General features: G+C 71.4%; 12 protein-coding genes. 8 read left to right on the top strand and 4 right to left on the bottom strand.

Annotation, left to right across the window (positions count from 1 at the left end):
- Window positions 1-96 precede the first annotated feature (96 nt).
- The 3 genes from ACIG5F_RS39330 to ACIG5F_RS39320 all read left to right on the top strand — a co-directional run bounded on the left by ACIG5F_RS39330 (window position 97) and on the right by ACIG5F_RS39320 (window position 4453).
- Window positions 97-1452 (top strand): hemolysin family protein, encoded by a 1356-nt coding sequence (locus ACIG5F_RS39330; protein ID WP_396525157.1) that lies wholly within the window; start codon window positions 97-99, stop codon window positions 1450-1452.
- Window positions 1449-2495 (top strand): hemolysin family protein, encoded by a 1047-nt coding sequence (locus ACIG5F_RS39325; RefSeq protein ID WP_396525156.1) that lies wholly within the window; start codon window positions 1449-1451, stop codon window positions 2493-2495. Before ACIG5F_RS39330 ends, ACIG5F_RS39325 begins: the two co-directional genes overlap by 4 nt.
- A gap of 188 nt (window positions 2496-2683) precedes the next feature.
- Window positions 2684-4453, top strand: coding sequence for a substrate-binding domain-containing protein (locus ACIG5F_RS39320; protein WP_396525155.1), 1770 nt, complete (start codon window positions 2684-2686; stop codon window positions 4451-4453).
- Between the two features lie 129 nt (window positions 4454-4582).
- Here ACIG5F_RS39320 and ACIG5F_RS39315 read toward each other — a convergent pair whose 3' ends face one another.
- Window positions 4583-5704 (bottom strand): glycerophosphodiester phosphodiesterase, encoded by a 1122-nt coding sequence (locus ACIG5F_RS39315; protein ID WP_396525154.1) that lies wholly within the window; start codon window positions 5702-5704, stop codon window positions 4583-4585.
- A 210-nt stretch (window positions 5705-5914) separates the two neighbouring features.
- On the opposite strand from ACIG5F_RS39315, the gene ACIG5F_RS39310 reads away from it, so the two are divergent.
- The 3 genes from ACIG5F_RS39310 to ACIG5F_RS39300 all read left to right on the top strand — a co-directional run bounded on the left by ACIG5F_RS39310 (window position 5915) and on the right by ACIG5F_RS39300 (window position 10141).
- On the top strand, window positions 5915-7879 hold the full coding sequence (locus ACIG5F_RS39310) for an amino acid transporter (protein WP_396525153.1): 1965 nt from the start codon (window positions 5915-5917) through the stop codon (window positions 7877-7879).
- A 156-nt stretch (window positions 7880-8035) separates the two neighbouring features.
- Entirely contained in the window at window positions 8036-8944 is a 909-nt protein-coding gene (locus ACIG5F_RS39305) for an SDR family oxidoreductase (protein ID WP_396525152.1), read from the top strand.
- A 156-nt stretch (window positions 8945-9100) separates the two neighbouring features.
- Complete coding sequence (locus ACIG5F_RS39300; RefSeq protein WP_396525151.1) at window positions 9101-10141, top strand: alpha/beta hydrolase family esterase; 1041 nt, start codon at window positions 9101-9103, stop codon at window positions 10139-10141.
- Window positions 10142-10223: 82 nt separating this feature from the next.
- Here the strand turns inward: ACIG5F_RS39300 and ACIG5F_RS39295 are convergent, their stop codons facing one another.
- Window positions 10224-11048: an enoyl-CoA hydratase/isomerase family protein gene (locus tag ACIG5F_RS39295; protein ID WP_396525150.1), complete on the bottom strand. Its 825-nt coding sequence runs from the start codon at window positions 11046-11048 to the stop codon at window positions 10224-10226.
- Between the two features lie 121 nt (window positions 11049-11169).
- Here ACIG5F_RS39295 and ACIG5F_RS39290 point away from each other — a divergent pair, with 121 nt between their 5' ends.
- Window positions 11170-11691: a snapalysin family zinc-dependent metalloprotease gene (locus ACIG5F_RS39290; protein WP_396525149.1), complete on the top strand. Its 522-nt coding sequence runs from the start codon at window positions 11170-11172 to the stop codon at window positions 11689-11691.
- A gap of 196 nt (window positions 11692-11887) precedes the next feature.
- Here ACIG5F_RS39290 and ACIG5F_RS39285 read toward each other — a convergent pair whose 3' ends face one another.
- Entirely contained in the window at window positions 11888-14005 is a 2118-nt protein-coding gene (locus ACIG5F_RS39285; RefSeq protein WP_396525148.1) for an FUSC family protein, read from the bottom strand.
- Window positions 14006-14081: 76 nt separating this feature from the next.
- Between ACIG5F_RS39285 and ACIG5F_RS39280 the strand changes: the two genes are divergently transcribed.
- Window positions 14082-14531 carry a MarR family winged helix-turn-helix transcriptional regulator gene (locus ACIG5F_RS39280; protein WP_396525146.1) on the top strand — a complete coding sequence of 150 codons (450 nt, stop codon included), beginning with the start codon at window positions 14082-14084 and terminating at the stop codon, window positions 14529-14531.
- A gap of 283 nt (window positions 14532-14814) precedes the next feature.
- Here the strand turns inward: ACIG5F_RS39280 and ACIG5F_RS39275 are convergent, their stop codons facing one another.
- Window positions 14815-16224 carry a carboxylesterase/lipase family protein gene (locus ACIG5F_RS39275; protein ID WP_396525144.1) on the bottom strand — a complete coding sequence of 470 codons (1410 nt, stop codon included), beginning with the start codon at window positions 16222-16224 and terminating at the stop codon, window positions 14815-14817.
- Between the last annotated feature and the right edge of the window lie 2 nt (window positions 16225-16226).

The following is a 16226-nucleotide window of genomic DNA, read 5'->3' as shown; positions in this document are numbered from 1 at the left end:
TTCTTCCGTGCCTGACGCGCGGTCACCTGGCCACAGTAGTGAGCCGGGGGAAAGCCCCGGCTGCGATACCGACCCGGTCCCGGGCGTGAGTTCCCGATGACCGGATCCCTGTTCGACGTCCTCTGCCTGCTCGCGGTGCTGGCCCTGACGCTGGCCAACGCGGTCTTCGTGATGGCGGAGTTCTCCCTGACCACGCTGGAACGAAGCCAGGTCGACACCCACGTCGCCCAGGTCGGCGACGCCCGGGCGCGGGCCGTGCAGAAGGCCCACCGGGCCCTGTCGTTCCAGCTGTCCGGCGCCCAGCTGGGCATCACCCTGGCCACCCTGGTCACCGGTTTCCTGGCCGAGCCCGCGCTGGCCGACCTGATCGAGACGCCGCTGACGGCGCTGGGCGTGCCCGAGGGCGCGACCGACGCCATCGGCGCGGTGCTGGCGCTGCTGCTGGCGTCCGCGGTGTCGGTGATCTTCGGCGAGCTCGTGCCCAAGAACCTGGCCATCGCCCGGCCGCTGCCGACCGCGCGCGCCGTGGCCGGTTTCCAGTACGCGTTCTCGCGGGCCTGCAAGGCCCCGATCACCGTGCTCAACGGCACCGCGAACTGGATCGTGCGGCGCTTCGGCGTGGAGCCGGCCGAGGAGCTGCGGTCGGCCCGGTCGCCCCAGGAGCTGGGCTCGCTGGTGCGGTCCAGCGCCGCGCACGGCACCCTCGACCAGGGCACCGCCACGCTGCTGGACCGGTCGCTGCGGTTCGGCGACCGGACCGCCGACGAGCTCATGACGCCCCGGGTGCGGGTGGAGGCGCTGCGCGGCGACGACACCGTGCTCGACCTGATCGACGCCGCCCGGCGCACCGGGTTCTCCCGGTTCCTCGTGCACGACGGCGACCTCGACAACGTGCGCGGAGTCGTGCACGTCAAACAGGCCTTCGGCGTGCCGGCGGCGCAGCGGGGCGCCACCCCGGTGTCGGCGCTGATCCGGCCGGTGCCGACGGTGCCCGAGAGCCTGGAGGCCGACGCGCTGCTGGAGCGGCTCGGCTCGGGGCTGCAGATCGCCATCGTGGTCGACGAGTACGGCGGCACCGCCGGCATCGTGACCATGGAGGACCTGGTCGAGGAGATCATCGGCGACGTCCGCGACGAGCACGACCGGCGCGAGGTCGCGCCGGTGCGGCCGCTGGGCAAGGACAGCTGGATGGTGTCCGGCCTGCTGCGGGAGGACGAGGTGGCCGAGGCCACCGGCTTCCGCATGCCCGACGGCGACTACGAGACCCTGGCCGGCCTGGTGCTGACCCGGCTCGGCGAGATTCCTTCGGTGGGAGACGAACTGCGGGTGGACGGCTGGCGGATCACCGTGATGGCGATGGACCGGCACCGGGTGGCCGAGCTGCGCGTGGCCAAGGTGAGTGAGGCGGCGGCGGACCTGTCGACGCCGAGCCGGACCGAGGTGAGGGCGTGAACGACCTGCTTGCCCTCGTGCTGACCGTTTTCCTGTTGCTGGGCAACGGCTTTTTCGTCGGGGCCGAGTTCGCCATCATCACCGCCCGCCGGGACCGGCTGGAGCAGCTGGCCCAGCAGGGGCAGAGCCGGGCCCGCACGGTGATCCGGGCCGGGCAGCAGCTGCCGCTGCTGATCGCCGGCGCCCAGCTGGGCGTGACCGTCTGCTCGCTGGCGCTGGGCGCGCTGGCCGAGCCGACGGTGGCCGGGCTGCTGGAGGCGCCGCTGGCCCCGTTGGGGGTGCCGGAGGCGGTGGTGCACGTCATCGGCCTGGTGATCGCGCTGCTGCTGGTGTCCTTCTGCCACACCGTGATCGGCGAGATGGTGCCGAAGAACCTGACCATCGCCGGCCCGGAGCGGGCCGCGCTGTGGCTGGTGCCGGTGCATTTCGCGTTCTGCCGGCTGACCCGTCCGCTGCTGACCGCGTTCACCGTGATCTCGCAGGCGCTGCTGCGGCTGATCAAGGTGGAGCCCAAGGACGAGCTGGAGGGCGCGTACACGCCGGACGAGCTGGCCTCCCTGCTGGGCGAGTCCCGCCAGGAGGGCCTGCTGGACGAGCCCGAGCACCGGCGGCTGGCCAAGACGCTGTCGTCGACGACCCGGACCGTCAAGGACGTGTTGGTGCCGCTGGACCGGCTGACCACGGTGCCGGCCGAACCGACCGTCGGCGACATCGAGGCGGCGGTGGCGGCCACCGGCTTCTCCCGCTTCCCGCTGCGCGGCTCGGACCATCGGCTGGCCGGCTACCTGCACGTGAAGGACGTGCTGGACCTGGCCGACCAGCCGCCGGCCACACCGGTGCCGCGGGACCGGGTGCGCGGCCTGCCGGAGCTGCCGGCCGACGCCCGGCTGGACGACGCGCTGGCGGCGCTGCGGCGGGCCCAGAGCCACCTGGCCCGCGCGGTCGACGCCAACGGGCAGCAGCTGGGCGTGGTCGCGCTGGAGGACCTGGTCGAGGAGTACGTGGGCACCGTCAGGGACGGCACCCACGTGTCCGGCCGTTAACGTCATGAAGGGCCCCATCCTGACGCTCAACGTCAGTAAGGGGCCCTTCATGACACCGAACGGGCACCGTGGCCCGGGACGCTGGGGCACAATTCGGCGCGATCAACACGCTGACGTAACAGCCTGGCTGTGACATTCATGGGCACGCTGACCCGTTGGGGACTTCCTGGGGCTCGGAGAGGGACGTGATGGCTCGACACCGCGCGCTGGTGACGAGGGTCCGGCGCGGCATGGCCAAGTGGCCGGTCGCGATCACCGGCCTGGTCGTGCTGCTGCTGCTCGGCTGGGTGGCGTGGACATGGCTGGGCGGCGTGCTGGAGCGTAGGGCCGCCGCCGAGGCCAACGACTGCTCGAACGGCAGCGTGGTGCTGCGGGTGGCCGTCACGCCGAGCATCGCCGAGCCGGTGCGGGAGGCGGCCCAGCGCTGGACCGACACCACGCCGGTGATCGACGACGCCTGCATCCGGCCCGAGGTCCAGTCGGTGGACTCCTCGACGGTGCTGACCGGCCTGACCGCCAAGTGGGACGACAGCAAGCTGGGCGCGCCGCCGGCGGCCTGGCTGCCCGACTCCACGCTGTGGGCCAACCGGCTGACCGCGCAGAACAACGCCATCGTCGGCGCCGCGCCCCAGTCCATCGCCACCAGCCCGGTGGTGCTGGCCACCCAGCAGCCCGGGGCCGACGCGCTGGCCAGCGGCAACCTGGTGCGGTGGACCGACCTGCCCGCGCTGACCTCGGCCGCCAACGGCTGGGCCGGCTACGGCAAGCCGCAGTGGGGCAAGTTCCGGCTCGCGGTGCCCGACCCGGCCACCAATCCGGCCAGCGCGCTGGCGATCCAGTCGGCGCTGGCCGGCGCGACCGCGCAGGGCGCCGGCCCGGTCACCACCGACATGCTGGCCCAGCAGGGCGTCAAGGACCTGATCACCAAGCTGGCCAACTCCAGGGCCTCGGGCGCGCCGGCCGGCACCCTCGACGCGCTGGACGGCCTGGCCCGGGCGGCCGACATCGGCACCGCCAGCTACAGCGCGGTGCCGGTGACCGAGGTCGACCTGTACCGGCGCAACCTCGGCAAGGACGGCGCGCCCAAGCCGGCCAAGCCGCTGTACGAGGTGGGCATGGGCGGCGCGAGCCCGGCCGCCGACTTCCCGTTCGTGACGCTGTCGGGCAGCTGGGTCAGCCAGACCCAGAACAAGGCGGCCCAGCAGTTCCGCGACTTCGTGCGGCAGCCGGCCCAGCAGAAGCTGTTCGCCGCCGCCGGGCTGCGGGTCGCGGCCACCCCCGACCATCCCACCGACTCCGTCGGCATGCGCTGGCCCGCGCTCACCCAGAACCTGGTGCCGGCCGACGCCACCACCACCCAGGACATCTCGGCCAGCTGGACCGCCGCCGCGGTGGGCGACGAGGTGCTGTCGGTGCTGGTCGACACCTCGCCGGCGATGGGCCCGAGCGGGGTCGAGGCCGTGCGCGGGGCGCTGACCGGCGAGGTCAACCGGGCCGTGTCCGGGTCGATGGGGCTGTGGGCGTACGCCGCCGGGCTGGACGGCGACAAGCCGTACAAGCAGCTCGTGCCGGTGGTGCGCATCGACCAGAGCATCGACCAGCTGCACGCCGGCATCACCAAGCTCGCCCCGGCCACCGGCAGCCAGCTCTACGCCAGCATGCTGGCCGTCTACCAGTCGGTGCTGGCCCACTACCAGGACGGCAAGCACAACCGGGTGGTCGTGGTGGTGGCCGGCCGCAACGACGGCGGCCTCACCTTCGATCAGTTGCGCACGCAACTGGGTCAGCTCAAGGACGCCAAGCGGCCGGTGCCGGTCAACATCATCGCCGTCGGCACGAACATCGACCACGACCAGCTCAGCGCCATCGCCCAGGACACCGGCGGCAGCCTGGCCTCGGTGCACAGCGGCGACGGCGTGGACGCCGCCCTGGCCCAGCTGCTCTCCACCACGAACTGATTTCGTCAATGGCCTCCCGACCACTGCCGGGAGGCCCTACGCTTGCTCCAGCCGCGCCGCCAATCCCCCCTGGTGGTAGGCGACTGCTGGAGCCCTTGCCAACCCCCCGGACAGGGGCTCCAGCCCTTCTCAGCCGTTCAGGAACTCGCTGCGGGCCACGATGCCGATGTCGGCCGTGTCGGTGAAGAACCCGTCGATGCCGGCCCGCAGGTAGGTCTCGATCTCGCCGAACAGGTCGCCGTAGGCGTTGGGGTCGGCCGAGGAGCGGAAGTCCGCCGGCAGGAACACGTTCTCCGGGCGGAATGTGTACGGGTGCACCTTCAGTCCGGCCGCGTGCGCGTCTTTGACCAGGGCGGTCGGCTTGCCCAGGTGGTCGGTCGCGTCGCGAGGAATGATCTGGTTCTTGTCCGGGCCCACGCCCTGCGCGTACGTGGCGACCTCACGCAGGCCCTTGGCCGAGGTGATGTCGGCGTAGGTGCGCTTGTCGCCGGCGACCGTGAAGTCGTAGGGCTGGCCGGTGGCCTCGGTCAGCTGGATCAGCGGCACCCGCAGCTGGCGGTGCAGCTGCTTGAGGTTGGAGACCTCGAAGGACTGCACGAAGACCTTGGCCCCCGGCCGGTTCAGGCCGTTGCGGTTGAGGGCGTCCACCAGCTTCTGGTCGGTGCCCAGCCCCAGGCTCTTGAAGAACGTGGGGTGCTTGGTCTCCGGGTAGATGCCGATGTCCCGGTGCAGTTCCTTGTCCAGCCGCCGCACCAGGTCGATGATCTCCTGGAAGGTCGGGATCTGGTAGCGGCGGTCGTAGACGGTGTTGCGCTGGCGGACGCTGGGCAGTCGCTCCACCGCACGCAGCGTCTTCAGCTCGGCCAGCGTGAAGTCGGTGGTGAACCAGCCGGTCACCGGCACGCCGTCGAGCAGCTTGGTGGTCTTGCGGTCGGCGAACTCCGGGTGCTGCGCCACGTCGGTGGTGCCGCCGATCTCCGGCTCGTGCCGGGCCACCAGCACACCGTCCTTGGTGGACACCAGGTCCGGCTCCACGTAGTCGGCGCCCATGCGGGCGGCCAGCTCGTAGGAGGCCAGCGTGTGCTCGGGACGGTAGCCGGACGCGCCGCGGTGGCCGATCACGATCGGCTGACTCGCACCGCCTCCCTGGACCTGGTCGGCCGCGGGCACGGCGCTGGCGGCCGGGATGGCCGTCACCGCGACGGCCGCGGCCACCGACAGCACGATCCCGGCGATCCGGGTTCTGCTCATGGTTGGGGCTCCTGACATCGTGGACTGAACCGGGCAGCGTCACCCAAGTCTGCTGGCACAAAATCGGCGTCAACGTACCGACAAGGCCGGGACAACGGAAGGTAAAGCGCCGGTGTCCGGCCGCCCGGCCGCGCCCTGGTGACCGTTGCGCCGGAAAGATCCGTACGCTGGCGCTGGCAGCAGGCACGACACTCTGGGGAGAGCACCACCTTGGCCACGACCACCGACGTGACCCCGAACGCCAGCAAACGTCCCGGCACGCGTCCCGGCAAACGCCTCGGCCAGTGGCTGCTGGACCAGCCGCCGCAGACGTCCAAGCCGGCCTCGGGTCCCGAGCACCCCAGCCAGCCGTGGTGGAAGGTGATGTGCCTGACCGGCGTGGACTACTACTCCACGCTGGGCTACCAGCCGGGCATCGCCGCCCTGGCCGCCGGCGTCCTGTCCCCCGTCGCCACGCTGGTGCTGGTGGCGCTGACCCTGGCCGGCGCGCTGCCGGTGTACCGGCGGGTGGCGCGGGAGAGCCCCAACGGGCAGGGCTCCATCGCCATGCTGGAGAAGCTGCTGCCCAAGTGGAAGGGCAAGCTGCTCGTCCTGGTGCTGCTGGGCTTCGTGGCCACCGACTTCGTCATCACCATGACGCTGTCGGCCGCCGACGCCTCCGCGCACGCCATCGAGAACCCGTTCTTCCCGAGCTTCCTGCACGGCCAGCAGGTGATCGTGACCCTGGTGCTGCTGGCGGCGCTGGGCGCGGTGTTCCTCAAGGGCTTCAGCGAGGCCATCGGCATCGCCGTCGCGTTGGTCGGGGCCTACCTGGCGCTCAACGTCGTGGTCGTGGTCGTGTCCCTCGTGCACGTCATCGAGGCCCCGGCCCTGGTCGTGACCTGGGACAACCTGCTGGTCGGGCAGTACAACAACCCGTGGCTGATGATCGGCGTCGCGCTGCTGGTGTTCCCCAAGCTGGCGCTGGGCCTGTCCGGCTTCGAGACCGGCGTGGCGGTGATGCCGCAGGTGCGGGGCCTGGCCGGGGACACCGACGCCCGGCCCGAGGGGCGCATCCGCAACACCCGCAAGCTGCTCACCACCGCCGCCGTGGTGATGAGCGTCTTCCTGATCACGTCCTCGTTCATCACCTCGGTGCTCATCCCGCAGGCCGAGTTCCAGCCCGGCGGCGAGGCCAACGGCCGGGCCCTGGCCTTCCTGGCCCACGAGTACCTGGGCAGCGCCTTCGGCACCGTGTACGACGTCAGCACCATCGGCATCCTGTGGTTCGCCGGGGCGTCGGCCATGGCCGGGCTGCTCAACATCGTGCCGCGGTACCTGCCCCGCTACGGCATGGCCCCGGACTGGGTGCGGGCCAACCGGCCGCTGGTGCTGGTGTTCCTGGTGATCGCCTTCGGCATCACGGTGATCTTCCAGGCCGATGTGGACGCCCAGGGCGGGGCCTACGCCACCGGCGTGCTGGTGCTCATCTCCTCCGCCGCCCTGGCCGTGACGCTCTCGGCCCTGCGCAGGAAACAGCGGGCCGCCACCATCGGCTTCGCCGTCATCACCGCCGTGTTCGCCTACACCACCGTCGTCAACATCATCGAACGCCCCGACGGCGTGCGCATCGCCGCGTTTTTCATCGTGGCCATCATCGTCACCTCGTTCGTGTCGCGGGCCACCCGCTCCCTGGAGCTGCGCTTCACCCAGGTCGACTTCGACGAGACCGCCCGCCGGCTGATCGCCGAGCGGGCCGCCTCCGGCGAGATCCAGCTCATCGCCAACGAGCCCGACGCCCGCGACGAGCAGGAGTACGTGGACAAGGAGCGGGAGCAGCGGGAGGACAACCACATCCCCGCCGGCTCGCCGGTGATGTTCCTGGAGATCACCATCGGCGACGCCTCCGATTTCACCACCGAGCTCACGGTGCAGGGCGAGGAGCGCTTCGGCTACCAGATCCTCAAGGTCAACAGCCCCACCGTGCCCAACGCCATCGCCGCCATCCTGCTCAAGATCCGCGACGACACCGGCGTCGTGCCGCACGTCTACTTCGCCTGGGCCGAGGGCAATCCCTTCCTGTTCCTGTTCCACTACCTGTTCTCCGGCGCCGGCGACGTCCCCCCGGTCACTCGCGAGGTCCTGCGCCGCGCCGAGCCCGACCCCGAACTCCGCCCCGCCGTCCACGTCGGCTGAGCCTCCTTCTCGGTCCCTCACGGCCGGTCGCGCACCCCGCGCGGCCGGCCGTTCCGTTACGCCGTGACCGCCGTCACAACCAGAGATATGGACACAGTGTCTCCATGAGTGCTTATATGTACACAACGTCCACAAATGGCCTGAGGAGCAAGTACGATGAGCGAGAGCCAGATCGTTGTTGTCACCGGCGCGTCGAGCGGCTTCGGCTGGATGAGCGCCCACCGTCTGGCCGACGCGGGCCACACCGTGTACGCCGGGATGCGGGCCACCGCCGGCCGCAACGCCGACAAGGTCGGCCAGATCCAGCAGTACGCCGAGGACAACGGCGTGCGCATCCGGGCGATCGAGATGGACGTGGCCGACCAGGCCTCGGTGGACGCCGCGGTCGCGCGGATCATCGAGCGGGAGGGCCGCATCGACGTGCTGTTCCACAACGTCGGCCACATGACGCTGGGCCCGGCCGAGGCCTTCACCGCCGAGCAGCTGGCCCAGATCTACGACTCCAACGTGCTCGGCTCGCAGCGGGTCAACCGCGCGGTCCTGCCGCACATGCGCGCCGCCCGCAAGGGCCTGGTGGTGTGGAACAGCAGCAGCAGCTCGGCCCGCGCCGGCACGCCGCCCTACCTCGCGCCGTACTTCGCGGCCAAGGCGGCCATGGACTCGCTGGCCCTGAGCTACGCGGTGGAGCTGGCCCGCTTCGGCATCGAGACCTCGCTGATCGTGCCCGGCGCCTTCACCGGCGGCACCAACCACTTCGCCAACGCCGGCCAGCCGGCCGACACCGACACGGCCAAGGCCTACGAGGAGTTCTACGCCGGCCTCACCGAGCAGGTCACCGCCAAGCTGACCGAGCTGGAGCCGGCCGACGCCGACCCCTCCGAGGTGGCCCGGGCCGTGGTCCGCGTGGTCGGCACCCCGTACGGCAAGCGCCCGCTGCGCGTCCACATCGATCCGTCGCAGGACGGCGCCGAGGTCGTCAACGCGGTCGCCGACCGGCTGCGCTCGGACTTCTACGAGCGGATCGGCCTGGCCGACCTGCTGCACCCGCGCGCGGTGTGGTCCTGACCACTTCGGACGGTCTGACAACGTTGTCAGGTGAAACGCCTGCAACCCCGCCGGCAGATAACACGTCTACAGGGAAAATTCAGGAACTTCTTAACGTAGATTAGGGGCCGACCGTCGACGACGCCGTCGGCCCCATCGCCGCAAAGGGAACCGCCGATGACCACCGCCGCCGCCGCGCGTCGCAGACACGGGCTCACCGCAGGGAAGCTCGCACTGGGTGCCCTCCTGGTCGCGCTCGCAGCCTCCGCCTGTGGCGCCGGCGCGGCCAGCGTGGTCGAGGGTTCTTCGCCCAAGCCGCAGGCCATGATCGCCGGCCAGGGCGCGTGCAAGACGCCCGAGGTGCCGGCCGGCCTGAGCACCCAGCACCTGATGTCCGGCGGGCTGCGCCGCACCGTCGTCGTCTACTACCCGCACGGCCGGATGCCGGGCAAGCCCATCCCGATGGTGCTGGACCTGCACGGCAGCGGCAGCACCCCGCTACAGCAGATCTCCGGGTCGAACATCGCGGCCACCGCCGACAAGCACGGCTTCGCGGTCGTCGCGCCGCAGGCCGGCATTCCGTTCATCGCCGGCAAGTCGCACGGCTTCGCCTGGAACGTGCCGGGCGTGCCGCTGATGAACGGCCGGCCGGTGCCCTCGGACGCGCCCAACGACGTCCAGTTCATCCGGGACACCATCGCCGGCATGAGCAAGTCCCTGTGCGCCGACCAGAAGCGGATCTACGTCACCGGCTTCTCCGGCGGCGCGCGGATGGCCTCCCAGATCGGCTGCGAGCTGTCCGACCAGGTCGCCGCGATCGCCCCGATGTCCGGGCTGCGCCTGCCCGGCAACTGCAAGCTGGGCCGGCCCGAGTCGGTGCTGTCGTTCCACGGCACCTCCGACGGCACCAACCCGTACAACGGCAGCAAGCAGCTCTACTGGTCCTACGGCGTGCCCGCCGCCGCCCAGCGCTGGGCCACCGCCGACCACTGCGGCAAGGGCGTCACCCAGCAGGTTGTCAACGGTGTCATCAGCACCACCTACAGCGGCTGCCAGGGCGGCCGCCAGGTCGTGCTCTACACCGTCACCGGGCAGCGCCACTCGTGGCCCGGCGTCACCGGCGCGATGGCCAAGGGCTACGCCCTGCCCAAGATCGACCCCAACGAGATCATGTGGTCCTTCTTCGACGCCCACCCCCTAGACACCGCCACCGCCTGACCCCCGGCCGGTTCCCCGCTTGGAAGGGGGCTTTCCTCCACTCGGAGTGGAGGAAAGCCCCCTTCCAAGCGCCGAGGTGGGGTTAGGCCGGGGCGCTGTCCTGGTCGAGTTTGGGCCAGGGGATGGTGGTGAAGTCGGGCTGGCGCTTGTCCACGAAGGCGGCGACGCCCTCGGCGTAGTCGCGGCTGGCGTAGGAGGCGCGGTACCAGCGGTGCGACCACTCGTCGTCGGCGGCGCGGCCCTCGGCGGCGCGGGCGATCAACTGCTTGGCGCCGGCCAACGTGATGGGTGCTCGCTTCGCGAGCGTCTCGGCCAGCGCGTAGGCCTTGGCGGCGGCTTGGTCGACCGGGTGCACCTCGTGCACGAGGCCGATGCGCAGCGCCACCTCGGAATCCAGCAGCTCGCCGGTGAACAGGATGTAGCGGGCCCAGGCCGGGCCGACCGTCTCCACCACCCGGGCCGTGGACATCTGGTGGTACACAACGCCCAATTTGGACGGTGTGATGCCGAACTTGGCCGTGTCGTCGGCGATCCGGATGTCGCAGGCCAGCGCCAGCTCGCAGCCGCCGCCCACGCACCAGCCCTGGATCAGCGCCACCGTCGGCTTGGTCATCGTCGCCAGCGCGCGCTCGGCGGCGTGCACCACCTCCGAGTACGCGGCCGCGGCTTCCTCGCCTTTGCGCACCGTCTGGAACTCCGCGATGTCCGCCCCGGCCGAGAACGGTCCGTCACCGGCGCCGCGGATCACCAGCACCCGCACCGCGCCGTCGTCCTCGACCACGCGCGCCACGTCCGGGATCGCCTGCCACATCCGCAGCGCGAAGGCGTTCCGCTTGGCCTGGCGGTCGATCGTCAGCGTCGCCACCGGCCCGTCGACGGCCAGCGACAGCTCCTCCGGGAGGTCCATGGTCAGCAAATTACCCGGGTCAACCGTGAAATCGCCCCGACGATCGCAGGTGGCTGCGTCACATTCGGTGCTGACAGTTTTGGGTCGGACACCCTGCCCTCTTCGCCACAGGAGTGACGAGATGCTTCGACGCCTGACCCTCGGCCTCGCCGCCGCCCTGCTCCCCCTGGCCGGCGTCGCCGTCGCCGCGCCCGCGGACGCCGCGCCGACCGTGGTCACCGTGCACTACAGCGCCAGCGGGATCACCCACTACTCGGCCGAGGTCGTCCAGGCCGTCAAGAACTGGGACACCCGGCTGAAGAACGTCCAGCTGGTGGCCGGCGGCAGCGCCACCATCACCCTGCACGAGACCAACGGCGGCGGCTCCTACACCACCACCGACGGGCACGGCCACGGCCAGATCTACATCGACCGCCAGCAGGTCGCCCAGGGCTTCGACCCCACCCGCATCCTCACCCACGAGTTCGGCCACAACCTCGGCCTGGCCGACGACTACAGCGGCCCCTGCTCCGAGGTGATGTCCGGCCACGGCCCCGGCACCGCCTGCAAGAACGCCATCCCCTCGGCCGCCGAGGTCGCCGAGGCCGACGCCAACTTCGCCAACGGCTTCACCCCCGCCCTCGCCCAGCACACCGTCCGCTGACGCTCCTTTTTCTGTCATGAAGGGCCCATTGCTGGGCGGGTTCTAGCGATCCTCGCAACACCCTGGATTTCAGGGAGTTGCGAGGATCGTGTTGTCGCAGGAGTTGAGGGCGAGGTTCTTCCAGGCGCGACAGGCTGCGACGCCGTCGAGGTCCTCCGCCTGCTCCGCGCCAGCGACGTCACCGGCGCTGCCCGCCTCACCTGGGGCGACTGACGGTGCACGGGCCGGGTGGCAGGCCGGTGCGGCCGTCCCGGTCGAGGACGCTGAGAGTGGCGTGGGGGCGGGTGGCGCCGCCACCGAGGGGGACACCGCTGAGCTCCCGCAGGACGTGCCGAAGGTGGATCAGCGGCGGGGTGGCGGGAACGCCGGGGGCGAACAGGGCGGCGTCGGCGGCGGCGAGGGGAGCTTCGGCGGCAGGTTGGACGGACCCGACGGGGGCGGCGATGAGCTGGCGGACGGCGTGGGCCAAGGCTTGAAAGGCGGGGGCGAGCTGAGCATCAGGGTGATCAAGGCGGCGTAGGGCCCGGGCGTGCATGCCGAGGGAGGCGTAGAGGGCGAGCCGGTGCCGGGTCCGAGGGGAGACGGTGCCGCCGAGCATGGGCACGGTCAGTGGCCGGGCGACGAGGGAAAGCTGCCACAGCCGCGTGTCGAGGGTGCGGATGGGGGCGTCGAGGTCGAGGCCGGAAGCGGCGGCGTCGAGAACCGCGGCCAGGGCGGTGAGCACGGCGTCGCGAGCGCTGCGCACGGTGTCCCTTGTGGACAGTGGGGTGACGACCATGGCGACCAGGAAGCCGACGGCGGCGCCGACAGCGGTCTCGGCCAGGCGCAGCAGGAGCAGGTCGGCGGAGAACTCGTGCAGCGCGCTGTAGAGCTGCCCGACCATGATGGTGACGAAGAAGATCATGTACAGGTAGGACACGCGGATCAGGTAGAAGCCCAGGAACATGCTGCCGATGATCACGGCCAGCACGGCGGCGGTGTTGCCGGCGGTGAGGGCGGCGAACAGCACCGAGGCGATGAGCCCGAACAGGGTGCCGAGAACCCGGTTGAGCCCCTTGGCGAAGGTCTCGGTGCGGGTGGCGGTGCCGGCGAACAGCACGAACGCCGCGATGACGGCCCAGTAGTAGCGCGCCGGCGAGAGAGCGGAGCCGATGATGATGGCCAGGGCCCCGGCGACGGCGACCTGGATGGCCTGACGGGTGGTCATGTCCAGGCGGGCCAGGGGATTCCAGTGACCGCCGCGGGCGGGCACGTCCTTGGCCACGGCCGGGGATCCCGGCAGGGCGCCGAAAGCCAGCGAGATGGAGGCCTCGAACTCGTCCAGCACGTCGTCGGTGGTGGCGTCCGAGCCGGACGCGACGGCGACGAATTCCGTTACGGCGACGGAGAAATGCTCGTCGGGCAGGACGCGGGCGACCTCGGCGGCGCGGGTGTCCTCACGGCGGGCCAGGCGGTCGGCGACCCAGGCGGCAGCCCGGGCCCGGTCGGTGCCGACCAGGGAGTCGGCGGCGGTGACGAGCTGTTCCAGGGCGTGCTGGGCGTCGATCAGCTTGCGGCGTAAGCGAGAAGGCGACTTGCCCTCGGGCAGGGCGCCGGGTTCGGCCGACCAGCCCTCGACCATCAGGGCGGCCTCGGTGACGGCGGCCAGGCGCGCGTGCAGGCGACGGCGCAACCGCTCGATGCGACGGGAATCGGTGCAGGACAACAGGTCCGAGGCGGCACGGACCACGGCCCTTGCCCGCGCGTCGAAGCCCCGCACGACCCGGGTGAGGGTCTTGGCGGAGTTCACCCGCAGCACGGTGATCGACAGCAGCAGCACCCACACCGTCGCCAGCACCACGGTGACCATCAGCCCGGGCAGCATGGCCGGCGTGGTGTGCAGGAAGGCGGCGAAGAAGTAGCCCATCCAGCCCATGAAGCCGTAGAAGAAGTAGTCGACGCCGAACCGCCGCACGTACACCGCGGCGAACATCACCGCCACGAACACGACCAGCATGAGCACGGTGTCGTTGCCGACCAGCGCGCCGGCGACCATGCCGATGCCGAAGGCGACCGGGAACAGCGCGGCGGTGCGGGTCTTGGCCCACGCGTCGCCGGTTCCCAGGGCCATCGCGCCCATCATCGCCACCACCGCGCCGAGCAGCATGGCGATCAGCGTTCCCGCCGCGTCCGCGCCGGTGACCAGCGCGAACGCGAACTCCACGGCCAGCGCGCTGCCCATCGCGAACGTCGCCGACACCGCCGACCACAGCCGGCTCAACCCCGGGTCGGACGCCACCACCCGGTCCCACACCTCGCTCAGCGCGACCCTCATGCCGGCCCCCATTCCTCGATAGCGGTACCATACCGCTAATTACCGGTGTCATACCGCCAGTTATCGGAGGCGTCACATGGTCGACACGGCGCAGGCACTCGACGTGCTGGAGCTGGCCACCGCGGTGCTCAACCGCAACTTCGAGCTGCTGCGCCGCCGCACCGAGGTCTACAAGGAGCTGGACCGGTCCGAGTACCTGCTGCTGCGCACCCTGGACGAGATCGGCCCGGCCGACGTCAGCACGCTGGCCGGCGCGCTGGGCCTGGACCCCTCGACCGCCGGCCGGCAGGTCACCACCATGCGGACCCGCGAGCTGGTGACCAAGATCCACGACACCGCCGACCGCCGGCGCTGCATCATCGCCCCCACCGAGCAGGGGCTCGAACTGATGGAGCTGACCCGGCAGCGCCGGCTGGCCGTCTCGGCCGAGCTGCTCGCCGACTGGACGCCGGAGGAGCTGCACACCTTCGCCGAGCTGCTGACCCGGCACAACGACGCCGTGGCCGCGCGCTACCTGAAGGCCTGACCAGGGCGGAACCTCGCGCAACCCCTCGGGAGCACCGTGACGGCGGTCACCGACGGCCTGCGGGAGCGCGAACAACGGTGTGCGCCAACCCTGGGACAGACGGCAGCATCGTGCAGTTCAAGGCACGCTACGACAACTTCATCGGCGGCGACTGGACGCCGCCGGCGCAGGGGCGGCACTTCGACAACCCGCGAAACCAAGTCCTATTTGGACATCGGCCAGCAGGAGGGCGCGCAGGTGCTCAAGGTCGAGGCCCCGAACGGCGCTGGAACCCCCACCGGGGTCAGAACCAGGTGCCTGAGGGCCAGGTGGTGTCGGACCAGGCTTGGCGGCGGGCGGTGTTGGGGTCGTCCTCGACCCGCACCGGTGTGCCCATGATCATCGTCGGTCGGGTGACCGAATCGTAGGGAGTCCAGTCGACCTTGCCGGTGCGGACGAAGGAACCCCAGGCGCCGTGCATGACCCGGGACAGCTCGGTCGCCTCCGGCGAGCCGAGGTCGCCGCCGCCGACGGCCCAAGCGAACACCAGGTCGGTGCCGTGGGCGGCGGCCATCGACGCCGGCAGGCCGGGCAGCGCGCCGTCGAAGCGGTAGCGCCAGGTCGGGGCGTGCCGGGACTGGCCGTCGGCCAGCCGCAAGGTCGGGATCCCGTACCGCTCGTCGGTCATCACGGCCGCGAGGTCGCCGTCGTAGGCGGCGATGATCTCCCGCGCCCGCTGCGCGCCGAAGGCCTCGGTGAGAACCCGGGGCGCGGGGTCGGCGGCGTGGGAGTCCAAGGCGGTGAAGGTGCCGGCCTCGTTGGCGGTGCTGGACGCCAGCAAGGCGACCCCGGCGGCCGAGCCCGCGGCGATCCGCCGCACGGGCACGTCCGGCAGCAGCGAGCCGTCGACCACCGGCCGCCACGTCCACACCCCGTACATCGGCGGCGACACGGTCAGCTGCGCGGCCACCAGCTCGGCCGCCGGCACGGTCGGGATGTGCCGCCGGTCGATGCCCAGCCGGTCCACAGTGGCCCGCGCGACCTCCGGCGTGGTCACGTGATCGCCGCCGCCGCTCTGCGAGATCGCCCGCTGGAACAGCCCGGACGCCGACGGAATGGCCATCAGCGTGGCCACGCTCTTCGCGCCGGCCGACATCCCGCCGACGGTCACCTGCCGCGGATCCCCGCCGAACGCGGCGATGTTGTCCCGCACCCAGCGCAGCGCGGCGATCTGGTCGAGCACCCCGCAGTTGGTGTCGTCGAAGAAGCCGAACGCCCCCAGCCGGTAGTTGAACGTCACCACCACGACGTCGTGATCGCGCACGAACGTCTCGCCGTCGCCGATGCCCTCCGGCCCGCCGCCGACCATGTAGCCGCCGCCGTGGATCCACACGAACACCGGCCGCGGCGTCGCCGACGGACGCTCGGGAGCGCACACGTTGACGTAGAGGCAGTCCTCGCTGATCCGCTGTGGATCGTCCACAGCGGCCGGTCGCGGACCGGGGATCATGGCCGCCGGCATGACGATCTGCATCGCCCGCGGGCCGAAGCGGGTGGCGTCCCGCACGCCGATCCACGGCTCGGCCGGCAGCGGCGGCCGGTGCCGCAGCCGCCCGACCGGCGGCTGCGCGTACGGAATGCCGCGCCAGGCCACCGCCCCACCGAGATCGACGCCGCGGACCTGGCCGATGCCGGTGGCGACCGTTGTCGTCAAAG

Origin of the sequence: Kutzneria sp. NPDC052558, assembly GCF_044547355.1 — a bacterium.
Classification (GTDB): domain Bacteria; phylum Actinomycetota; class Actinomycetes; order Mycobacteriales; family Pseudonocardiaceae; genus Kutzneria.
This window is presented reverse-complemented; position numbering and strand designations above follow the sequence as displayed.

Coding starts and splice junctions, on each gene's coding strand:
- ACIG5F_RS39330 (WP_396525157.1), top strand. CDS start 97: ATGACCGGATCCCTGTTCGACGTCCTCTGCCTGCTCGCGGTGCTGGCC.
- ACIG5F_RS39320 (WP_396525155.1), top strand. CDS start 2,684: ATGGCTCGACACCGCGCGCTGGTGACGAGGGTCCGGCGCGGCATGGCC.
- ACIG5F_RS39315 (WP_396525154.1), bottom strand. CDS start 5,704: ATGAGCAGAACCCGGATCGCCGGGATCGTGCTGTCGGTGGCCGCGGCC.
- ACIG5F_RS39305 (WP_396525152.1), top strand. CDS start 8,036: ATGAGCGAGAGCCAGATCGTTGTTGTCACCGGCGCGTCGAGCGGCTTC.
- ACIG5F_RS39300 (WP_396525151.1), top strand. CDS start 9,101: ATGACCACCGCCGCCGCCGCGCGTCGCAGACACGGGCTCACCGCAGGG.
- ACIG5F_RS39295 (WP_396525150.1), bottom strand. CDS start 11,048: ATGGACCTCCCGGAGGAGCTGTCGCTGGCCGTCGACGGGCCGGTGGCG.
- ACIG5F_RS39290 (WP_396525149.1), top strand. CDS start 11,170: ATGCTTCGACGCCTGACCCTCGGCCTCGCCGCCGCCCTGCTCCCCCTG.
- ACIG5F_RS39285 (WP_396525148.1), bottom strand. CDS start 14,005: ATGAGGGTCGCGCTGAGCGAGGTGTGGGACCGGGTGGTGGCGTCCGAC.
- ACIG5F_RS39280 (WP_396525146.1), top strand. CDS start 14,082: ATGGTCGACACGGCGCAGGCACTCGACGTGCTGGAGCTGGCCACCGCG.